We start from the raw sequence: 21,327 nt of genomic DNA, 5'->3' as shown, positions 1-21,327 counted from the left end.
CAAGCGGTGAGGGCGGAGTGCCGGGCCCTCAAGCGGCGTCAGTTGCCGACGAGCTTCACCTCTGTCGCCTTGACACCCGCGTGGACGGCGGACCCTTCGCGCAGTCCCAATTCGGCGGCCGCGGCCGGTGTGATCTCGGCGATCAGGCCGGGCGCCCGGTCGCAGTCGACCAGCACGCGCAGACGGCTGCCGAGCGCCGTCATCTCGCGGACGGTGCCGGACCACACGTTGCGCGGGCTGCCGGAGGGGCGCTCCCGGTGCAGGGCCACGGACTCCGGGGGGATGAGCGCGAGGGCGCGGGTGCCGGGGCCGCGCGCGGGCAGCTCGGCGGCCACGATGTGCCCGCCTCCGTCCAGGTCGAGGCCGTCCGCCGCGGTGGTGCCCGTCCACGCGTTGCCGCCGAGCATGCGGGCCACCCACGGCGAGCGCGGATGCCGGGAGACTTCGGTGGGCGGGGCGTCCTGGACCGTACGTCCCCCGTCCAGGACGAGCACGCGGTCGGCCAGGGCGACGGCCTCGACGGGGTCGTGGGTGACCAGCAGGCACACGCCCCCGAAGCCGTGGAGGTGGGCGCGCAGGGTGTGCCGGACTTCGGCGCGTGTGGTCGTGTCCAGGGCGGCGAGGGGTTCGTCCAGCAGGAGCAGACGCGGCCGGGCGGCCAGCGCCCTTGCCAGGGCGACCCGCTGGGCCTGGCCGCCGGAGAGCTGCGCGGGTCTGCGGTGGGCGAGCGCGCCCACGCCGAGGCGGTCCAGCCACTCCTGGGCGTCCCGGCGGGCCCCGGCCCGGCGCACGCCCTGTGCGCGGGGTCCGTAGGCCGTGTTCGCCAGGGCGCTCAGATGCGGGAAGAGCGCGCCGTCCTGCGGAACCCAGGCGACCGGGCGGCGGTGCGGGGGCAGCGCGGTGACGTCGGTGCCGCCGAGCACGAGCCGGGCGTGGGCGCGGGGTGTGAGGCCGAGCAGGGCACGCAGCAGCGTGGACTTTCCGGCGCCGTTGGGCCCGACGACGGCGACGGTGGTGCCGGGCGGTGCGTCGAGGGTGACCGAGGTGAATCCGGTGACGTCGGCCTGCATGGACCAACGCCCGCGCGGGGGCGGCGCATCGGGCGTCTCCCGGGGCGCCGGCGCGTCGGTGGGCGGGGCCGGAGCGGTGCGCGGCTCGGCGGGCCGTCCTCCCCCTCCGGTCCAGCGCCCCCTCAGGGCCACCAGGACGGCCATGGCGACGGCGAGCAGCAGCAGGGAGAGGGAGGTGGCGGCCTCGGGCCGCTGCTGCAGGAGCAGATAGACCTGGAGCGGCAGGGTCTGGGTCGCGCCGGGCAGATTGCCGGCGAAGGTGATGGTGGCGCCGAACTCTCCCAGCGCCCTCGCCCAGGTCAGGGCGGCGCCCGCGGCCAGTCCGGGGGCGACCAGCGGCAGCGTGACGGTGCCGAACACCCGTACCGGTGCGGCCCCGAGGGAGGACGCGGTCTCCTCGTACGACGGGCGCAGCCCCGCGAGCGCGCCTTCCAGGCTGATGACCAGGAACGGCATCGAGACGAACGTCGCCGCGACGACCGCACCCGAGGTGTGGAACGGCAGGACGAGGCCGAAGGTGCTCTCCAGCCACGGCCCGAGCAGTCCGCGCCGCCCGAACCCCAGCAGCAGGGCCACACCGCCGACGGTCGGCGGCAGCACCATCGGCAGCAGCACCAGCGAACGCACCAGCGCCTTGCCGGGAAAGTCGACCCGGGCGAGCAGCCAGGCCAGCGGCACACCCAGTACGAGGGAGAGACCCAGCGACCAGAAGGAGACCAGCAGGGACAGCCTCAGCGCCTCGGTGACGCCGGGAGCGGTGAGATCGGCACCGAGCCGCCCCCAGGGCGTACGGATGACGACGCCCGCCAGCGGGACCAGCAGGAACGCGACGGCGAGCAGCGCGGGCCCCGCCAGGGCGGGCGGCGGGAGGCGCGCGAGCCGGGCCCTCGCGCGGGTTTTCGCGCTCACTGCCGACGGAGCCGGCTGTCCGCCGGGGGAGACGGTCACGGCTTCTGGAAGCCCGCGTCGCGCAGGAGTTCCCGCGCGCGGGGTGTGCTCAGCCACTCCACGAACTCCGCCGCCGCCCCGGGGTTCCGGGAGGCGTCGAGCGTGGCGGCGGGATAGGAGGCGAGGGCGTTGTCCTCGTCGGGGATTGCGACGGCGTCGGCCTCGCCGGGCGCGGCGGCGGTGTCCGTACGGTAGACGAGCCCGGCGTCGGCCTCGCCGAGTTCGACCTTGCTCAGCACGGCGCGCACGCTCGCCTCCCGGGAGACGGGCCGTACGTCCGTGCCGTGCGCGTCGAGGATCTGTTCGCTGTAGCGGCCGGCGGGGACCTCGGGGGCGGCCAGTACGACCTTCAGCCCCGGGTCGTCCAGGTCGCCCAGTCCGCCGATCTTCTTCGGGTTGCCCTTGCCGACGGCGATGACGAGGCGGTTCCTCGCGATGACCGTGGGGGTGCCGCTCTCGCCCCTCAGCCCGTCCATGGTCGCGCTGTCGGCCGTCACCAGCACGTCGGCGGGGGCGCCCTGGCGGACCTGCGCGGCCAGTTCCTGGGAGCCGGCGAAGGAGAACTTCACCTCCGTGCCCGGGTGCTGCTTCTCGTAGGCGGAACCCGCCCGGCCGAAGACATCGGTGAGCGACGAGGCGGCGAGCACCGTCAGCTGCGTACCGGACTCCCCGCCGCACGCGGACAGCGGCACGAGGAGCGCGGCCAGGGCGGCGGCGGTCGCGGCGCGGCGGATACGCGGGCGGCGGCGGATCGCGTGGAGCACGGTGGGCACGGTCCTGCTCCCCCTTCTCAGGTCCGGTCGAGATGCACGCTGGTCGACTTCACCCGGGCCGTGGCCCGCATGCCGACCTCCAGGCCCAGTTCCTCCACGGCCTCACGCGTCACCAGGGACACCAGGCGGTGCGGGCCTGCCTGGATCTCCACCTGCGCCGCGACGTCGCCGAGCTTCACGGCGGTGACGATGCCGGGGAAGGCGTTGCGCGCTGAGGTGACGTGGGTGTCCTCCTCTCCCGTACCGGCGTGCGCGACCTCGACGGAGAGCGCGGCCAGCGCCCGGCCCCCGATGACGCGGCGGCCTGCCTCGTCGCGGTGGGTCGCCACTCTCCCGGCGTCCGCCCAGCGTCGTGCGGTGTCGGGGCTGACGCCCAGAAGCCGGGCCGCCTGCCCGATCGTGTAGGACTGCATGTGCGACAACATAGGCGCATTGCGTTCGCATTCACAGCCTGTGGAGCGAATTCATCTGGCAGATGCGATTCCGCGCCAGGTCGGTGCGGCCAACCGCAGCAGTCCGGCGGGCCCGGCGGGGGCGGTGGCCGTAGGTTCGCGGCAGAGGTACCGCCGGAGCGGAGCAGGCCGGGAGGCGCTGAGGACGATGTCGTTGCACAGAGGACGGTCCGGCCCGGCCGGGGCCGGTGCCGAACGCACCGGTCTGTCGGTCAATCCCTTCTACGGCGCGGCCGACCCCGTGGCCGGAATGACCGATGAGCCGCCCCGTCACCGGCTGCCCGAGGGCCCCATGGCGCCCGGGACCGCGTATCAGCTCGTGCACGACGAGCTGATGCTCGATGGCAACTCCCGGCTGAACCTGGCGACCTTCGTCACGACGTGGATGGAGCCGCAGGCGGGTGAGCTGATGGCCGAGTGCCGCGACAAGAACATGATCGACAAGGACGAGTACCCGCGCACCGCCGAACTGGAGCGGCGCTGTGTCGCGATGCTCGCCGACCTGTGGAACGCCCCCGACCCGGCAGCCGCCGTCGGCTGCTCCACCACCGGTTCCAGCGAGGCGTGCATGCTCGCCGGGATGGCCCTCAAACGCCGCTGGGCCGCCCGCGCGGGTGAGCGCTATCCGGCGCGGGCCAGGCCCAACCTCGTGATGGGCAGCAACGTCCAGGTGTGCTGGGAGAAGTTCTGCGACTACTGGGAGGTCGAGGCCCGACAGGTCCCCATGGAGGGTGAACGCTTCCACCTCGACCCGCGTGCCGCCGCGGAACTGTGCGACGAGAACACCATCGGCGTCGTGGCCGTGCTCGGCTCCACCTTCGACGGCTCCTACGAGCCGGTGGCCGAGGTGTGCGCGGAGCTGGACGCGCTGCGGGAGAGCACCGGAGTGGACGTACCCGTGCATGTGGACGCCGCCTCCGGAGGGATGATCGCGCCGTTCCTCGACGAGGACCTGATCTGGGACTTCCGGCTGCCGCGCGTCGCCTCCGTCAACACCTCCGGACACAAGTACGGCCTGGTCTACCCCGGTGTCGGCTGGGCGCTGTGGCGCTCCTCGGACGCCCTGCCGGAGGAGCTGGTCTTCCGCGTCAACTACCTGGGCGGCGACATGCCCACCTTCGCGCTGAACTTCTCCCGGCCGGGAGCCCAGGTCGCCGCGCAGTACTACACCTTCCTGCGGCTGGGGCGCGACGGCTTCCGCGCCGTCCAGCAGGCGGCCCGTGACGTGGCCGGCTCCCTCGCCGAACGGATCGAGGCCACGGGCGACTTCCGCATGCTCACACGCGGCGACCAGCTTCCGGTCTTCGCCTTCACCACCTCACCGGAGATCACGCGCTACGACGTCTTCGACGTCTCACGGCGGATGCGCGAGCGGGGGTGGCTGGTGCCCGCCTACACCTTCCCTCCCAACCGCCAGGACCTGTCCGTACTGCGTGTGGTGTGCCGCAACGGCTTCTCGGCGGACCTCGCCGAGCTGTTCATGGAGGATCTGGGCGCGCTGCTGCCCGAGCTGCGGGCCCAGGACGGCCCGCTGCGCCGCCCCGCGCATGCCGGGACGGCCTTCCACCACTGAGGCGGCCCGCGCCCGGGCCTTGGACCTGGCCAGGGGCGGGGCCGGCGGGGTGGACCGTGCCGGCCCACGTCGCCGGAACGCCACCGCGGAAGTGCGTTGATTGTCACGGAATGCGAGGCTTTGGGGAGTCCCGCTGTGCGCCTGCCACGGGGCACCGGCCGGAGCACACGAGGTGGTCGACCGATGAACACGCCCGACGTCTACTTCGAGCAGCTCTACAGCGGCTCGGCCGATCCCTGGAGCCTCACGGAGCAGTGGTACACACAGCGCAAGTACGACCACACCCTCGCGGCGCTGCCGAAACGGCGGTACCGCAGCGCCTTCGAACCCGGCTGCTCGGTCGGAATCCTCACCGCCCGGCTCGCGGAGCGCTGCGAGAACCTCCTGGCCACCGACCGTGTCGCGGCTGCGGCGGAGCTGGCCGCCGCCCGAACCGGCCACCTGGACCATGTGCGGGTGGGCCGGATGACCGTGCCCGAGGAGTGGCCCGAGGACACCTTCGAACTGATCGTGCTCTCCGAACTTCTCTACTACTTCGACGATCTGACGCTGCGCGACGTGCTCCTGCGGACCGTGGAGACCCTCGAACCGGGCGGCACCCTCGTCACCGTCCACTGGAACCACCCCGCACCCGAACACCACCGCACCGGCCGCACCCTGGCCCCGGTGCTCAACGCGGTTCCCGGCCTGACCCTGCTGACCGACTGCCGCGATCCCGATTTCACGCTGCACGTCTTCGGACGTGTGGACGTGGCCGGCCGGGAGCCGCTGTCCTCGGCGGCGCAGGAGGGGCTGGTGTGAGGGAGGAGGGCGGCGGGCCCGGCCGTCGCCCTCCCGGTCAGGGCAGGGGTGTGCCGCCCGTCGCGTTGACGATCTCGGCGGTGATGTAGCTGGCCTCCTGCGAGGCCAGGAACACGAACGCCGGTGCCATCTCGGCGGGCTGGGCCGCGCGGCCCAGCGGGCTCTGCTTGCCGAACTCCTCGGTGTCGGGCAGCGTCGCCGGGATGAGCGGGGTCCAGACGGGTCCGGGCGCCACGGCGTTGACGCGCACGCCCCGGCCGGCGAGATTGCCCGCGAGGCCCTGTGTGAACGTGGCGATCGCGCCCTTCGTCATGGCGTAGTCCAGCAGGTGCGCGCTGGGCTTGTACGCCTGCACCGAAGTGGTGTTGATGATGCTGCCGCCCTCGGGGATGTGCGGAAGGGCCATCTTGCACAGCCAGAACATGCCGTAGAGGTTGGTGCGTACGACCCGGTCGAACTGCTCCGTGGAGATGGAGCTGATCCCGTCGGGCTGCGACATCTGGTACGCGGCGTTGTTGACGAGCACGTCGATGCGGCCGAACTCCTCCACCGCCCGGTCGACCAGACGCCTGCACTCCGACTCGTCCCGGACGTCGCACGCCATCGACACGGCCCGGCGTCCGGCGTCCTCCACGAGGCGTACGGCTTCCCGCGCCTCGCCCTCCTCCTCCGGGAGGTGGGAGAGCAGCACGTCGGCACCCTCGCGTGCGAAGGCGAGGGCCACCGCCCGGCCGATCCCGGAGTCACCTCCGGTGATGAGCGCGGCCCGGCCCTCGAGACGGCCGCTGCCGCGGTAGGAGTCCTCACCGTGGTCCGGCCGGGGCGCCATGCGGTCTGTGAAGCCGGGGTGTTCGTCGTCCTGTGAGGGGAAGGGCGGCTCGGGGTGACGGTGTGCGGGGTGCCGGGTACCGGATCCGGACTCTGACTCTGACTCTGACACGGGGCCTCCTGGGGATGTGCGGGGCGAGGGCGCACGGGGTACCCGGACGGGACGTGGGGTAACAGCGCGCCGGGCAGTGCACCCGGGGCGGCGCGCGGGCGGCCCGGCGCCCCGGCGCGAGCGCGTACCCTCCGTCTTCTCCCTTCTTCGTGAGGGGGCGGGCCGGGTACGCTGTCCGGCAGTCTGAATGCGCATACATAGGAGGCGGCGACCATGGTTGCCGATCAGTACCGTCCCCTGTCCGCACAGGGCACCCGCCGTGCCGCGCTGGATGTCGTCCTCCGCCACCAGCACCCCGGCGGCGGCTATCCGGCCTGCCCCTCCTTCGAGGTCTACGGCTACTCGTGGTTCAGGGACGGCGCCTTCATCGCCGAGGGCGCCGACCGGGCGGGCGCGTCCGGCAGCGCCCGCGCCTTCCACAAGTGGTGCGCCAGGGTGCTGACCTCGCGGGCCGGCCGTATCGAGCACATCGCCGGCACCCTGCGCTCGGGCGGCACGCCCGATTCCGGCGACTGGCTGCCCGCCCGCTACACCCTCCAGGGCGAGGACGAGGGCGACACCGGATGGTGGAACTTCCAGCTCGACGGCTACGGCACCTGGCTGCACCTCCTCGTCGCCCACCTGCGCCGGCACGCCGCCGACCCCGCGCCCTACCGCGAGGCCGCCCGGCTCGCCTGCGAATATCTCGCGGCATCCTGGAACACCCCCTGCTTCGACTGGTGGGAGGAGGACAGCGAGCAGCGGCACGGCGCGACACTCGCCTCGCTCGAGGCCGGGCTGCGGGCCGCCGCCGAGTCCGGCCTCGTCGAGGGGGACACCGCGGACCGCGCCCGTACGGCCGCGGACGAGATCGCAGCGGCCGTCCGCCGGGAGGGCGTGCGCGACGGCCACCTCGTCAAGTGGCTCTCGGGCCCCGACGCCGTCGACGCGAGCCTGCTCGCCGCGCTCACGCCCTTCGGGGTGGTCAGGGGTTCACTTGCCCGCAACACCCTCGCCGCCGTCGAACGCGACCTGCTGCGCGAGGGCGGGGTGCACCGCTACCTGGCCGACACCTTCTACGGCGGAGGCCGCTGGCCGGTGCTCTCCGCCCTGCTCGGCTGGCACTACGCCAGAACCGGCCGCATCAGGGAGGCCCAGCAACTGCTGCGCTGGATCGACGGCCAGTTCACCGCCGACGGTCTGCTGCCCGAACAGGCCCCCGAGGGCGAGCGGTTGGCGCCCGGTCGCGAGGCGGAGTGGGTGGAGCGCTGGGGTCCCAACGCCACTCCGCTGCTGTGGTCGCACGGGATGTATCTGATCCTGGCCGACGAACTCGGCGAACTCGACGCCAAACCGGAGTGAGCCGGGACGGGCCGGGACTGCTCCGCTCCACGAAGCGGCCACGGCCCGTCCGTTCACCCCATACGGACGGTGAACTCCCGGCGCCTCACGCGCAGCACCGTACGTCCGCCCTCACGCGAGGACTTCGCGCCCTCGCACCGGGCCGCGCCGTCGACCGCGACGACCGACTCGCCGCCGCCCGTCGCGCGGAAGGTCACTGTGCCCTTCCCCGTGCCGGTGATCTCCGCCGTGGCGTACGCGATCCTGCCGCCGCCCGCCTTCAGCCCGAGCGGCAGCATCGCCCCGCTGCGCCCCGCGATGCGCAGCTTCTCGCCGCCGAAGAGCGGCTTGCCCTTCTCCTCGACGGTGAAGACCTGGTCCAGCCCCGAGGTGACGTTCAGGGCGTGCAGCAGCCGTCCGCCGTCGCCGTCGCGGGTGGTCAGCAGGAACAGTCCCGGATCGACCGGGCTGTGGGTGATCGCGGGTGACGCGCCGAGGGCCTTCAGCGCCCGGACCCAGAAGTCCACATCGCAGCGGTAGTCGGTGGTGACGACCACGGCCCGGCCCGCCCCGACGGGGATGTCGAATCCGCAGCCCTTGCCGGTGGAGACCTCCCGCAGCACCGTCGTGCCCCTTCCGGGAGTGCACAACTGCGCACGGGCCACGCGGATTTCGGCCCGGGGCGCCGCCCAGCCGTGTGCCGTCGCCGACAGCCAGAAGCGGTCCGCGTCGGTGAGGGTCTTGCCGGTCCTCAGCCCCAGCGCGTCGCGCAGTTCGGTGCTCTTCGCGCCCGTCATGTCGGCGACCGGCACCTTGCCCGACAGCAGCAGTCTGCCGCCGGCCTTGAGGTAGCGCACGAGCTTGCGCTGCAGCCCGGTCGCGAGATTCTCGCCCGTCGCCAGGGCCAGTACGGGCGTGCGCCCCGGGTCGAGGTCCGCCGACTGCAGATCGAGGGCGCGGTAGCGGAACCCGCCCAGCAGCATCGCGCGGGAGACGGCGCCGCGGGGCCCGAAGCCGCGGGTGTCCTCGATGTCAGCGAGGACGGCGTCGACGCTCTCGCGGCCCGGCGGGTGGTACTCGGTCAGGTAGTGGTCGGGCACGAAGCCCAGGGCGATCTCGTCGTACTCCGGCACCATCCCGGCGAGCGGGCCCGAGAGGCCGTTGACGGCGTGGACGGCCTCCTTCAGGGGCCCGTAGCTGAGGTTGCGCCTGCCCTCGGGATCGACGGGCGCGGCGAAGCCGTGGCGCTCGCCGGTGATGCCGATGCGGTCGTTGCCGTCGCCCAGCGGCTTGTCCAGCTTCGGGTTGAAGCCCCCCGCGAAGAGGTAGTAATTGATCATCTTGACGCCCTGCGCGACGCACAGCCGCGTCTTGAGGTCGCCGCTCTCGGCGTCCTCCTGGTTGTCGAGGTTGTTGCCGTAGTCGGCGTGCCCGGCGTCGAACTCGAGGGCGCCGATGGGCTGGTCCTCGTCCTGCACGGACTCCATGAAGGCGTTGATGAGGTAGAGGTCGGTGACGTTCTTGACGGTGAGGCTGCCGAGGTAGAAGTCCGCGCCGGAGAAGATGCCGGGCTTGCCGGAGTAGCTTTCCATCAACTGGCTGATGCCGATGGGGAACTTCTTCGCCCCGCCGTCGCCCGTGCCGTGGATGTTGATCAGGAACGGTGTTCCGTCGAGGCCGCCGTCCTCCGCGTACTTGCGCAGAGTGCTCACGTAGCGGGAGAAGCGGCCGCGCGAGAACGCTCCCAGGTCGTGCATCAGGGCGGGGGAGTAGGAGTCCCCGGGCTTGCGGATGGCGGCGTCGCGTTCGGGCGCGGGCTTGTCCGCGAAGGGGTAGCGCTCACCCAGTCCGTCCCCGTAGGTCTCCTCCAGCCAGCTGTTGAAGTCCTTGAGCGCGTTGTCGGTGAGGCATGGGTGGTTGCTGACCCAGGGGAGCATCCCGATCTCGTTGTCGAGCTGGCAGGCGATGACGCCGGGCCGGCCTTTGCGGTGCCTGCGCTTCGCGATCACCGGTATCACCGCCTCGTACCAGCGCCGCACCTCCTTGAGGAAGGCGGGCGCCAGGTAGTCGACGGTCTGTGCGGTGTCCTTCTGTCCGTCCCAGCCCTCGGGCACGATCTGCGGGTGGTCCTCGCGGATGCGGTGCGGGATGCCCTCGCCCTTGAGTTCGGCCATCGTGAAGGGGCCGGGGCGGGCGATGACGTGGAAGCCGCCTTCGATGCACAGGTCCAGGAATGCGCCGAGGTCGCGCTCCTCGCGGGTCCTGCCGGTGACGTCGATGGAACCGCCGGGTGTCTCGTGCCACATCCAGGGGATGTAGGTGGCGATGGTGTTGAGCCCGGCCTCCTTGGCCAGGTCGAGCCGGGACTGCCAGTCGGAGCGCTTGAGCCGGAAGTAGTGGATCTCGCCGGCCATGACGAGGACGGGCTCGCCGTCGATCAGGAGCCGCTTCCTGTCGTAGGTGACGGAGGGCTCGGTCCTCTCGCGCCGCGCGCCGGCGGCCGTGCCGGCTGCGGTGGGAGCCGCGGCTGCGTGTGCGGCGCCCGCGCCGCCGGTTGCCGCGGCGGCGAGCGCCCCGGCTCCGCCGAGAACGGCGCGGCGGCGGAAGGCTGTCGGGTGTGACGTCATGGCTGGCTCTCCGTGAGGTCGTACGGACGGGGGCGTTCCGGCGTCGGTGCGCCGAGACTGTATGCGCTTACAGGAAGCGCATACAAGGGATGTGTGCGAAGCCGTCGCGATGCTCGGCGCGGCGGTCAGCCGGCCACCCGGAAACCGGTGTTACCGGCTGTGCTGTCAGGGGTGTTGGCCATACGGGCCGAGGTCCGGTAGCGCAGGCAGTACGACTCGTGGCACAGGTGCGACCCGCCGCGCAGCACCCGGGCGTCTCCGGACTCCGGCCCTCGCGGGTCCGTCAGCGGGCCGTTGGTGTGGTCAGCGGTGCCGAAGCGGTCCGCGCACCACTCCCACACGTTCCCGGTCATGTTGAAGTGGCCCCAGCCGCCCGGCGGGAAGGCGTCCACGGGGCAGGTACCGGCGTAGCCGTCGGCCGCGGTGTTGCGGCCGGGGAAGGTGCCGCGCCAGATGTTCATGCGGTACTCCCCTCCCGGCTCGCGTTCGTCACCCCACGGGTAGGGCTTGCCGCTCAGCCCGCCGCGGGCGGCGTACTCCCATTCCGTCTCCGTCGGCAGCCGCGTACCGGCCCAACGGCAGTAGGCCAGCGCGTCGTTGTGCGAGACGTGCACGACCGGGTGGTCCCAGCGCGCGTCCAGGTCCGACCCCGGGCCCTCCGGGCGGCGCCAGTCGGCGCCGAACACCTGGCGCCACCAGGGAGCCGCGGCGGCGGCACGGGTGGGCGGGAAGTCGTCCGGCAGGAAGCCGCCGAAGACGAAGGACCAGCCGAAGCGCTCGGCGTCGGTGCGGTGGCCGCGGGCGGCGGCGAACTCGGCGAACTCCGCGTTGGTGACGGCGGTCGCCGCCAGGCGGAACGGGCTGAGAGTCACCTCACGCACCGGACCCTCGCCGTCCTGCGGGTACGGCCCGTCCTCGCACCCCATCAGGAAGCTGCCACCGGGCAGTTCGCACCAGCCGCCGTGCGGAGCACGCCCGGCGGAGGGGGAGCCGGACGGCACGGCGGCGTACGTGTCCCCGTGCCCGCTCCCGCATGTGCCGGTGTCCGCGCCCGGTTTCGCGTTCGCGGCCCCGTCAGCTTCCCCGTTGCCGTCCCCGTTGCCGTCGCCGTTGCCGTTGCCGTCGCCGTACGTCCCGCGCGGGCGCGCGGGCGCGCAGCACGCCTCCCGTGGCGCCTCTGCGTGCTCCGCGTCGTTCACGAAGTGGCCCTCTCCTGCTCAGTGTTGCGGGACGACGCCCTCGGGTGTGTCCCCGAGGTCCTTCTGCAACCGCGCCAGGTGCTCCGTCAACTCCTCCACGAGGGCCGCGTATCCGGGATCGCCGTAGCGGTTGTGCAGCTCGGCGGGGTCCTCGACGAGGTCGAAGAGTTCCCACTGCGGCTCGCGCCGCTCGCAGGAGGCACCGGAGGCGCCCGAGCCGTGGCCCGGGTAGTGCACCAGCTTGTGCGTGCGCGTACGGATTCCGTAGCTGGCCTGGACGTTGTGGCAGGTGTCCAGGTGCATGTAGTAGCGGTAGTACACGGCGTCGCGCCAGTCCTGCGGGGTCTCGCCGCGCAGCAGCGGCACGAGGCTGCGGCCCTGCATGCGCGCCGGCGGTTCCACCCCGGCGAGGTCGAGCAGGGTCGGTGCGAAGTCGACGTTCGCCACGAGGTCGTCGTTGACGGAACCGGGTGCGACGGTGCCCGGCCAGCGCATCACCAGCGGGATGCGCATCGACGGGTCGTACATGAACCGCTTGTCGAACCAGCCGTGTTCACCGAGGAAGAACCCGTGGTCGGAGGTGTAGGCGACGGCGGTCTCCTCGGAGAGTCCCGCGGTCTCCAGGAAGTGCAGGACCCTGCCGACGTTCTCGTCCAGCGCGGCGACGACGCGCAGGTACTCCTTGATGTAGCGCTGGTAGCGCCACTCCGTCTCCTCCCGTTCCGAGAGTCCCTCCGGCACGGGCTCCTTGAGGTCGTGCGGTTCCAGGTCCGCCATCCGCAGCCGCGCCTCGGCGGCCGCCGGAGCACGCTCGCTCCAGTCGTCGTGCAGGGTCTCCGGCAGCGGGATGTCCGTGTCCGCGTAGAGGCCGCGGTGCCGCTCCGCGGGCTCGAACGCGCGGTGCGGCGCCTTGTGCTGGACCAGCAGGGCGAAGGGGCGTTCCGGGTCGCGCTTGTCCAGCCAGTTCAGCGCCAGGTCGGTGATGATGTCGGTGACGTAGCCCGGGTAGGTGCGCTCGCCCTCGGCGGTGACGAACGTCGGGTCGTGGTAGACGCCGTGCTCGGGGAGGATCTCCCAGTGGTCGAAGCCACGGGGATCGCTGTCGCCGCCGTGGCCGAGGTGCCACTTGCCCACGATGGCCGTCTGGTAGCCGGCTTCCTGCAGCAGTTCGGGGAAGCTGGGCTGCGTCGCGTCGAAGGTGTGGTCCGGCCCTTCGAGGGAGGTCATTCCGTTGACGTGGCTGTAGGTGCCGGTCAGCAGGGTGGCGCGGGCGGGTGAGCAGATGGCGTTCGTGCAGAAGGTGTTGTCGAACCGCATCCCCTCGGCGGCGAGCCGGTCGACCGAGGGGGTCCGGTTGATCACGCTCCCGTAGGCGCCGATGGCCGGCACCGCGTGATCGTCGGTCATGAACAGCACGATGTTCGGGCGCACTTCGTCTCGGGCCTTCCGTGGTTGTGGCCGGGCAGCGCCGGAGAGGAACGCCGTCGCTGCCCGGACGGTACGGAACGTGTCTTGCAGCGGGATCAGGCTATGCCGAAGTCCTCCTTGGCGAGGAGCGGCCTGACGTTCCTGGCGAAGCCGCCCGAGCGGAAGGCCCGCTGGAGCAGTCCGGGCCGGAGCACCTGCGCGAGCCCGGCGGTGATCATGCCCTGGTCCAGCGCCAGCATGAAGTCGCTGACTGTCCCCTCCCGTACGTCGACGGAGTCGCGGAAGCCCAGTCCGTCGTGGTACGCGCCGAAGTCACGGGCGATCCGGCGGAGGTTGGCGACGGACTCGCCGGGCTCGAACGGCATCGCCAGGACGGACGCGTGCGGTGTGACCACGCCCTTGGAGTGGTAGCCGTCGACCGTCATGCCGATGGCGTCGACGCCGTACTCGCTGTATCCGCCCGAGGGGACGTTGGCGGGGGAGAAGCCCCAGTAGCCCAAGTCCTCCTCCACCATGCCGTGTTCGATGTGGCTGCGGACGTACCGCTTGTGCGTCAGACCCCAGGAGCCGGGCGACCAGGCGTCCTCCGGCACGAAGAGCGGCACCATCAGCGCCTCGAACATCGACCCGCCCCAGCTCGGGATGAGCTTCCGGCCGCGGTAGGTGTAGTGGCCGCGCCAGACGCGTACGCCGTCGACCGTCACGTACTCGCCGTCGGGTGTCTGCTCCTGCTCGTTCTCCGGCACGAGGGTGCGGAAGGTGTGCCAGTAGTGTTCCCCGGGGAGGCTGCCGTCCGCGATGCCGAGGTAACTGGCCATGCGCGGCTCGGTGTTGAGCGCGCCGTACCAGTGGCTGGTGAAGGTGTCGTCGTCGGTCCAGTAGCCGCCGTGGATCTGACCGGGGTTGTTGGCCGGGTCGTCCGGGTCGAAGGGCGTGTAGTAGAAGGACCAGTCGGCGTCCGCCAGGAGCTTCCTGACGCGCGGACGCAGCGACGGGTCGGCCTGGGCCGCGATGCGCAGTCCGGTCACCAGCCACCCGTTGTCCACGGAGGAGAGGAAGGGCCGTACGGGGTCGCCGGTCTCGGGCCATTCGGTGAGCACGGCGCCGGTGTGGGCGTCGTACCAGTTCAGCCAGAAGCCGTGCGCACGCTCCAGCTTCTCCACAGCGGCGACGGTGCCGGCCAGCCGCTTGCGCATCGTACGGCCGCTGATCACGCCGAGACCGGCGGCGGCCACCGTGGACCACATGCCGCAGCCGATGTTGGTCGGTGACGTCTGAACGCTCCGCTTCGGCTCGGCGCCGCTGACGTCGATCTTGTCGGCGGCGAGACCGAAGTCCGTGTGCATGGCCTCGATCGAGCGGTAGGTGTCCTCGAACCAGCGGTGCAGCAGCGCGGTGGTGCCGCCGCTGCCGACTCCGCGTGCCGCGTGTCCGCGTGCCGAGGCGGGCGCGGCCGGGGCGCCCAGTGCCAGGGCGGCAGAGGCGCCCGCACCGGCCGTGAGAATCGTCCGTCGTTTCATGTGGTGCGACTCCTTCGTTCGAGGGAAGAGGGGAAGCCGGAGCCGGCGCTCACACGCGGGTGAGGCGCAGTGCGCGGATGCCCGGCATGGGCAGGTCGAGCGTGAGGGAGAGGATGCCGTCGCTGTCGGTGGTCACCGTCTCCAGTGCCTCCTCGGACAGCCGGTCGGCTTCCCTGAGCCGGGCCCACTGGCCCTCGTCGGGCCAGTCGCCGCCGTCCAGTCCGTCCCAGACGGCCTTGATGTTGGAGTGGCTCTCGTCCACGCGGCGCAGCGAGACGGAGTAACCGGCGTTCGGCGGGAGTCCGTTCACCTCGACACTCGCGCGGCGGTCCAGCGACGCGGCACCGTCGATCTTCGTCTGGTCCAGGGTGCCGTTCCAGCACAGCACGTCCACGGTGGAGGCGTCCTCGGCGCGAGTCGCCAGCGACTCCACGAGTGCCTCGGCGCCGTCGCCGCTCACGGCGGACGGTATGCGGCCGCCGCCGAGCTGCGAGAGCAGATACAGCGCCCAGAAGCGCGGCTTGCGCAGATTGCCGACGGTCAGCAGCCCGAACCCGCCGTGGAAGAGCCGGGGCGGGCGGCCCAGTTCCTCGAAGTGGTCGCTGGCCACCCAGTACGCGAGGCAGTCGGTGGAGGCCAGGGCGCTCTTCATGCCGCGCAGGACGAACGGCGCGGAGAAGACCGAGTCGCTGACGCGGTGGAAGTGGGTCGGGGTCACGCCCCACTCGGTCCACAGGATCTCCGGCTCGGGCCTGCCGGTCGCCTCCGCGAAGGAGCGGGTCTGCGGACGGAAGTCCAGCGGCGCGTTGCCGTAGGTGTGGGTCGAGACGAAGTCGACGGGCACGTCGTTCTCACGGCAGTGCTCCAGCAGCGGGCCGACCCACTTCGCCGCCGCCGAGCCGGGACCGCCGACCCTGATGCGCGGGTCCACGCTCTTCACGGCACGGGCCGCGGTCTCGTAGAGCAGGTGGTACTGGGCCTGGGTGCCGTTCCAGAAGACCTCCAGGTTGGCCTCGTTCCAGACCTCGAACTCCCAGGTGGCCACCTCGTCCGCGCCGTAGCGCTCGCGCAGGTGGAGGGTCAGCTCGCGGCACAGCTCGCCCCACCGCTCCCAGCTGCGGGGCACGGAGGCTATGCCCTTGTACTCGAAGATGGTGTATTCCGGGTCGAGGGCCAACTCGGCGGGCATGAAGGAGAGTTCGACGACGGGCTTGAGACCGGTGGCCAGGAAGCGGTCGTAGACCTCGTCCAGTCCGGAGAAGTCGAAGGAGCCGTCCGCTTCCACGCCGACGCACTCCGGCAGGAAGGTGCCGTGCGCCCGTACGGTGCGCACCCCCAACTCGTCCCGCACGATGCCCAGCGCGTCGCCGTACTCCCTGGCGACGTCGGCGCCGCCGGGGCCCGGCTCGTCCCGGATCAGCATGGAAAGGTGCTCGGCGCCGATCATCCGGTTCCAGACCGGCGGGAGTGCGACGGGCGCCGCGGAGGCGTCCACCGAGACGGTGACGGCGGCCGGCTGCGAGCCGGGCGCCTTCGGGCAGCCGCGCACGGGCTCCGCGGTGAGCGGCCCGGGCCCCGCGTCCGTCCAGGAGGCCACCTTGTACCAGTAGCCCTGGGCGGGCTCGACGAGCGAGTCGGCGTAGGGCGGCGCCGGCACCGCCAGTACGTCACCGCCGCGGTGGTCGAGCGGCTCGAACGGGCCGTCCACGGTGTCCGCGCGGTAGACGAGATACCCCAGGGCGCCCTCGACGGGGCGCCAGTCGAGCAGCACATGGCCGGTGCCGTCCTCCGAGCGCAGCCCGGTGGGGGCGGGCAGGTCGGCGGTGCCCGTGAGCGGTTCGTCGCTGGGGAGTCCGATGCGCTGCTCCCAGTCCAGGCGAGCGGCGTTCTTCTCGGTCATGGTGGGGTTCACCTCTCGATGGATGCGCATACATGAGGTATGGCATGACGTGCGCGGCGTGGTGCGCGATGCGTGGTCCGTGCGGCTGGACGGGTCGGGGACCGCCTACTTGAGGCCGGCCGTGGCGATGCCCTGGGTGAAGTAGCGCTGGAGGACGATGAAGACCAGCAGCACGGGAAGTACGACCAGGAAGGCGCCGGCCATCAGGACGCCGTTGGAGCCGTTGGTCTTGGTGGGGTCGATGGCGAAGGTGGCCAGGGCCACCGGCAGGGTGTACTTGTCCGGGTCGTTGGTGGCGACCAGCGGCCACAGGAAGTTGTTCCACGACTGCAGGAACGTGAAGATGGCCAGCGTCGCCAGAGCGGGCTTGACCAGCGGCATCGCGATCCGCCAGAAGATGAACCACTCGCTCGCCCCGTCGATGCGCGCCGCCTCCAGCAGCTCGTCCGGGATGCCCGTCATGAACTGCCGCATCAGGAAGACCCCGAAGGCGCCCGCCGCGAACGGCAGGATGAGCGCGGCGTAGGAGTCGATGAGGCCCATCTTGCTGACCATCACGAACATCGGCATCAGCATCAGGTTGCCCGGCACCATCAGCGCGCCCAGCACCAGCCCGAACAGCGGCCGCTTCCCGACGAAGTTCAGCTTCGCCAGCGCGTAGCCGAGCATCGAGCAGAAGACCAGGTTGCAGGCGGTCACCACCGTCGCGACCAGCGTCGAGTTGAAGAAGTGGGAGCCCATGTCGAGCAGTTCGACGAGCTTCTCGAAGTGGACGAGCGTCCACTCGGTCGGAAGCCACACCGTCGGGCTGGCGCCCAGGTCCCGGTCCGTCTTGAAGGACGAGAGCCCCATCCACAGGAACGGCGTGACCATCACGATCATGCCGGTCCACAGCACGGCCAGCAGCAGCCTGCGGCGGGTGGCCTCGCCCTTCTGCCGGCGGGGCGCCGAATCGGTCGTGTGGGCGGTCATTTGGTCTTGTCCTTCAGCAGGCGGAGCTGGAGCAGCGTGATCGCGAGGATGACGGTGAAGAGCACGTACGCCATCGCGCTGGCGTAGCCCATGTGGAAGAAGTCGAAGCCCTCGCGGTACATGTCGAGCGAGACGGTCAGGGTGCTGTTGTCCGGGCCGCCCTCGGTCATCACGAACGGCTCCTCGAAGACGTTGAGGAACCCGATGCTCGTCATCACGCAGACGTAGAGCATCGTGGGCCGCAGCAGCGGCACCGTGACCAGGCGGAACTCCTGCCACATGCTGGTGCCGTCGAGCCGTGCGGCCTCCCGCACCTCCGTGGGGATGCTCTGCAGCCCCGCGAGGAAGAGGACCATCGCCGTGCCCATGTTGCGCCAGACGGCCATCACGATCAGCGACGGCATGGCGAGGGTGCTGGACCCGAGGAAGTCCGGGGACGTCAGCCCTACCTCGGCGGCGAGTCCGGAGATGAGCCCGTCTGCCGGGTCCAGCACGAAGCGCCACACGACGGCGACGGCGACGATGCTGGTGACGACGGGAGCGTAGAAGCCGACGCGGAAGAACGTCCGCATCCTGCCGATCCCGGAGTTGAGCAGCACCGCCGCGACCAGACCGGCGCCGACGGTCAGCGGCACGCCCACGACGACGAAGTAGCCGGTGTTGAACAGCGCCGTGAGGAACCGCTCGTCCTCGAAGAGCTTCGTGTAGTTCTCGATGCCGATGAACTCGGCCGAGAACGGCTCCCGTACGTTCCGCAGCCCGAAGTCGGTGAAGCTCATGACGAGCGTGGCGACGATGGGGACGGCCATGAACGTCAGGAACAGCGCCAGGAAGGGCGTGGAGAACAGCCAGCCGGGGGCGTTCTGCACGCTGAGCCGGTCCCGGCGGCGGCGCGGCGGCCCGGACTCCTTCCCCGGCCCGTCCCCGGGCCGCACCTCGTCGGTGCGGCCCGGGCCCGGGCTCCGGGATGCGGTGGGGGTGGTCATACGGTCAGTCCACCAGGCCCTCGGTCGCCTTCTGCATCCAGGCCGCGGCCTTCTCGGGGGACTCGCCCTTCTGGGAGACGCGTGCCAGGCCCTCGTCGAGCTTGGAGGAGAACTCGCTCCACTTGGCCAGCGGCGGCACCGTCTTGGCGGTCTTGAGCTGCTGCTCGAACGCGGCCAGGCCCTCGGCGTCCTTGAGGGCGGGCGCGTCCCAGGCGGCCTTCTTCGCCGGGAGCGACTTGGACATCTCGTACCAGTCGGCCTGCTCGCCGGTGCCGGTGAGGAACTTGGTGAACTCCTCGGCGGCGGCCTTGCGCTCGCTGTCCTGGAAGGTCACCAGGCTGGACCCGCCGACCCAGGAGGTGCTGGACTTCCCCGCGGGCAGCGGCGCGGTGGCCCACTTGCCCTTCAGCTGGGGCTGCTGGTCGTTGATGTTCTGGATGATCCACGGGCCCGATATGAACATCGGGGCGTCACCGGAGCCGAAGTCCTTGACGACGTCGTAGTCGGGCGGCGAGCTCTTCCGGGACAGGCCCTCGTCGAAGTAGTGGGCGTACTCGCTCAGGGCCTCGACGGCCTCCGGGGAGTCCAGGTCGGGCTTTCCGGAGCTGTCGAGCAGCTGGCCGCCGGCCGAGTGCAGGAAGGGCAGCCAGGTCTGCCAGGTGCCGGTGTTGGCGGGCTGGTTGTAGGTGCCCCACTCGGTCTTCGCCTTGTCCTTGTACGCCTCGGCGAGCTCGCGCTGTTCCTCCCACGTGGCGGGAGGCTCCTCGACGCCGGCCTTCTCGGCGAGGTCGGTGCGGTAGTACAGGGCGCGGGTGTCGACGTACCAGGGGACGCCGTAGGCGTTGCCGTCCTTGACGCCGTTGTTCCACGCGGCGGGGAAGAACTCGCCCTTCTTGAACGCCTTCTCGTCCACCGGCTCCAGCGCGTCGAGCTCGATGAACTCACCCATCATCGTGCTGCCCATCTGGGCCATGTCGGGAAGCTCGCCCGCGGCGACGGCGGAGACCAGCTTCTGGTGGACGACGTCCCAGCCGACCGGGGTGACCTTGACGGTGATGTTGGGGTGCTTCTTGCTGAACTCCTTGCCGAGCTTCTGGAGGTGTTTGCCCTCCTCCCCCATGCCCCAGACGGTGAGTGTCTGCTTGTCATCGGCCGAGGTCTGCTCCCCGCCGCCGCTGCCGCAGGCGGAGAGCAGCAGCGCGAGGGCGGTCGTGGCCGCGGTGGCGGCGGCGATGCGTGGAATGGGCTGCATTGGAGGGGCTCCTCCTCGTTTGCGGAGCGTGGTGATGCGCTCTTCCGTGACTTGTAAGCGCATACATACTCTGTGAGCGCCGACCCGGGCGTGCAAGAGTCAAGTTGATTACGACTGTGTAACGGAAGTGCCGTTCGCCGGGACGCCGTTCCGTGCGGCGCAGCCACAGCTGGAACGCCGGATCACCGCGACCGGAAGCACCCGCGACTCCGGCTCCCGCTCCCCGTCCTCCAGCCTCGCCACCAGCAGCTCCACGGCCTCTTCGCCGAGCCGGCGCATGGGCTGGCGCACGGTCGTCAGCGCGGGCGTCACCAGGCGCCCGAGCGGAATTCCGTCGAAACCGACCACCGCCAGGTCCTCCGGGACGCGCACACCGCGGCGGCCCAGCTCGGAGAGCGCGCCGACCGCCATCTGGTCGTTGGCGAACACCACCCCGCCGGGCAGCTCCTCCCGGCCGTCCAGCACTTCGCCGATGGCGCGCTGCCCGTCCGCCTGCGTCAGCCCGGACCGTACGTCCGGGCGCTCCGGCACCGGCAGTCCGGCCTCCAGATGTGCCGCCTGGAAGCCGCGGAAGCGGGCCTCGCCGTCGGGCGAGTACTCGCTGCTGCCCACGAAGGCGAGCCGCTCCAGCCCGTGATCCGCGATGAGATGCCTGGTCAGGGCCAGTTCGCCGTCGAAGTTGGCCACCTCCACGTGATCGAGGTGGTCCAGCGGGGCGTCCTCGCGCGGGCCCGCGAGCATCACCACGGGCAGGCGCCGCGAGATGACCTCCAGCTCCTCCGTCGGCACGGTACGGGCGAGGACGGCGAAGCCGTCGACGCGGCCCGCGACATCGGCCACCAGGCTCTTGGGGCCCTCGGCGAGCGAGGCCGCGATGAGCAGGGCGTAGCCGTGGCGGCGCGCGGCACGCTCCATCCCGCGGATTATCTCGTCGGAGTAGAGCATCAACTCGGCGTCGCCGTAGTCCCCGTCCGGGTCCTCGGCGTCCGGGTCGGCGTAGTCGGGGAAGCACAGGCCCAGTACGCGGGTGTTCCTGCTGGCCAGGCCGCGTGCGTTGCCGCTGGGCACATAGCCGAGTTCGCGGGCGGCCTCCAGCACGCGCTCCCGCGTGCGGGCGCGCACGGAATCCGGGGCGCGGTAGACTCGCGAAACCGTCGCGATCGAGACGCCCGCCCGCCCGGCGACGTCGTACACGGTGGGGGCAGCACTCACGCGACCGACGCTCTCCTGCCTTGCTCCGGCCGTGGCGGCCAATGGACTGAAAGCGCATTCATCGTACGCCGCCTGCGAAAGAGTCGGCAAGGCGTCCCGTGGCCGTGCCGGGCGCCCTCCTGTGCTCGCGGGGGGCCTTTCCAGCCTTTCCAGTTGCCGCTTCCAGCATGTCCGGCTCCGCCCGGGGCCCCGCTCGCGGGAGTTCGGCGGGCGGGCGCACCCCGCACCCCGCCGTTTTCGGCCATCTGAACAAACCGCTGACCGTGCCCTCGCCGACCGGGTCGTCCGTTCCTGCCCGCCGGGTCGGGCGCTCCACTCTGCTACTCCAGGTAACTCCTGGTCGTAAGGGGCTGG

The 21,327-nt window shown here is 71.4% G+C and carries 16 protein-coding genes; 3 read left to right on the top strand and 13 right to left on the bottom strand.

The window, feature by feature from the left end:
* Positions 1–38 precede the first annotated feature (38 nt).
* Genes H343_RS0115355 through H343_RS0115345 form a run of 3 tightly spaced genes read right to left on the bottom strand, consistent with a single transcriptional unit; the run spans position 39 to position 3,204 of the window.
* Positions 39–1,979, bottom strand: a complete 1,941-nt coding sequence (locus H343_RS0115355) for an ABC transporter permease (protein ID WP_028431873.1) — start codon at positions 1,977–1,979, stop codon at positions 39–41.
* A 35-nt stretch (positions 1,980–2,014) separates the two neighbouring features.
* A complete protein-coding gene (gene modA, locus H343_RS0115350) occupies positions 2,015–2,791 on the bottom strand; it encodes a molybdate ABC transporter substrate-binding protein (RefSeq protein ID WP_486586910.1) in 777 nt (258 codons plus the stop codon).
* Between the two features lie 17 nt (positions 2,792–2,808).
* Complete coding sequence (locus tag H343_RS0115345) at positions 2,809–3,204, bottom strand: helix-turn-helix transcriptional regulator (RefSeq protein ID WP_028431871.1); 396 nt, start codon at positions 3,202–3,204, stop codon at positions 2,809–2,811.
* 187 nt (positions 3,205–3,391) lie between these two features.
* On the opposite strand from H343_RS0115345, the gene gad reads away from it, so the two are divergent.
* Positions 3,392–4,816, top strand: coding sequence for a glutamate decarboxylase (gad, locus tag H343_RS0115340; RefSeq protein ID WP_028431870.1), 1,425 nt, complete (start codon positions 3,392–3,394; stop codon positions 4,814–4,816).
* Positions 4,817–4,999: 183 nt separating this feature from the next.
* On the top strand, positions 5,000–5,617 hold the full coding sequence (locus tag H343_RS0115335; protein ID WP_028431869.1) for an SAM-dependent methyltransferase: 618 nt from the start codon (positions 5,000–5,002) through the stop codon (positions 5,615–5,617).
* A gap of 37 nt (positions 5,618–5,654) precedes the next feature.
* Here H343_RS0115335 and H343_RS0115330 read toward each other — a convergent pair whose 3' ends face one another.
* Positions 5,655–6,557 (bottom strand): SDR family oxidoreductase, encoded by a 903-nt coding sequence (locus H343_RS0115330; protein WP_028431868.1) that lies wholly within the window; start codon positions 6,555–6,557, stop codon positions 5,655–5,657.
* 213 nt (positions 6,558–6,770) lie between these two features.
* Between H343_RS0115330 and H343_RS30835 the strand changes: the two genes are divergently transcribed.
* Positions 6,771–7,898: a glycoside hydrolase family 15 protein gene (locus H343_RS30835; protein ID WP_051265299.1), complete on the top strand. Its 1,128-nt coding sequence runs from the start codon at positions 6,771–6,773 to the stop codon at positions 7,896–7,898.
* A gap of 53 nt (positions 7,899–7,951) precedes the next feature.
* Here the strand turns inward: H343_RS30835 and H343_RS30830 are convergent, their stop codons facing one another.
* The 9 genes from H343_RS30830 to H343_RS0115280 form a co-directional block, all read right to left on the bottom strand.
* On the bottom strand, positions 7,952–10,504 hold the full coding sequence (locus H343_RS30830; protein WP_051265297.1) for a beta-galactosidase: 2,553 nt from the start codon (positions 10,502–10,504) through the stop codon (positions 7,952–7,954).
* Positions 10,505–10,629: 125 nt separating this feature from the next.
* Positions 10,630–11,505: a formylglycine-generating enzyme family protein gene (locus H343_RS0115315; RefSeq protein WP_051265348.1), complete on the bottom strand. Its 876-nt coding sequence runs from the start codon at positions 11,503–11,505 to the stop codon at positions 10,630–10,632.
* Positions 11,506–11,721: 216 nt separating this feature from the next.
* Positions 11,722–13,134, bottom strand: coding sequence for a sulfatase-like hydrolase/transferase (locus H343_RS0115310; RefSeq protein ID WP_028431866.1), 1,413 nt, complete (start codon positions 13,132–13,134; stop codon positions 11,722–11,724).
* 92 nt (positions 13,135–13,226) lie between these two features.
* Positions 13,227–14,651, bottom strand: a complete 1,425-nt coding sequence (locus H343_RS0115305; RefSeq protein WP_028431865.1) for a glucoamylase family protein — start codon at positions 14,649–14,651, stop codon at positions 13,227–13,229.
* 49 nt (positions 14,652–14,700) lie between these two features.
* Positions 14,701–16,551, bottom strand: a complete 1,851-nt coding sequence (locus H343_RS0115300; RefSeq protein ID WP_028431864.1) for a GH39 family glycosyl hydrolase — start codon at positions 16,549–16,551, stop codon at positions 14,701–14,703.
* A gap of 105 nt (positions 16,552–16,656) precedes the next feature.
* Entirely contained in the window at positions 16,657–17,523 is an 867-nt protein-coding gene (locus tag H343_RS0115295) for a carbohydrate ABC transporter permease (RefSeq protein WP_028431863.1), read from the bottom strand.
* A complete protein-coding gene (locus H343_RS0115290; protein WP_028431862.1) occupies positions 17,520–18,509 on the bottom strand; it encodes a carbohydrate ABC transporter permease in 990 nt (329 codons plus the stop codon). Before H343_RS0115290 ends, H343_RS0115295 begins: the two co-directional genes overlap by 4 nt.
* Before the next feature lie 4 nt (positions 18,510–18,513).
* On the bottom strand, positions 18,514–19,761 hold the full coding sequence (locus H343_RS0115285) for a sugar ABC transporter substrate-binding protein (RefSeq protein WP_028431861.1): 1,248 nt from the start codon (positions 19,759–19,761) through the stop codon (positions 18,514–18,516).
* A gap of 108 nt (positions 19,762–19,869) precedes the next feature.
* Positions 19,870–20,955 carry a LacI family DNA-binding transcriptional regulator gene (locus tag H343_RS0115280; protein ID WP_051265293.1) on the bottom strand — a complete coding sequence of 362 codons (1,086 nt, stop codon included), beginning with the start codon at positions 20,953–20,955 and terminating at the stop codon, positions 19,870–19,872.
* Positions 20,956–21,327: the final 372 nt, after the last annotated feature.

It is taken from the genome of Streptomyces sp. TAA204, assembly GCF_000424965.1.
The sequence above is the reverse complement of the archived record's forward strand: the minus strand, read 5'-3'. Positions and strand labels throughout refer to the sequence as shown.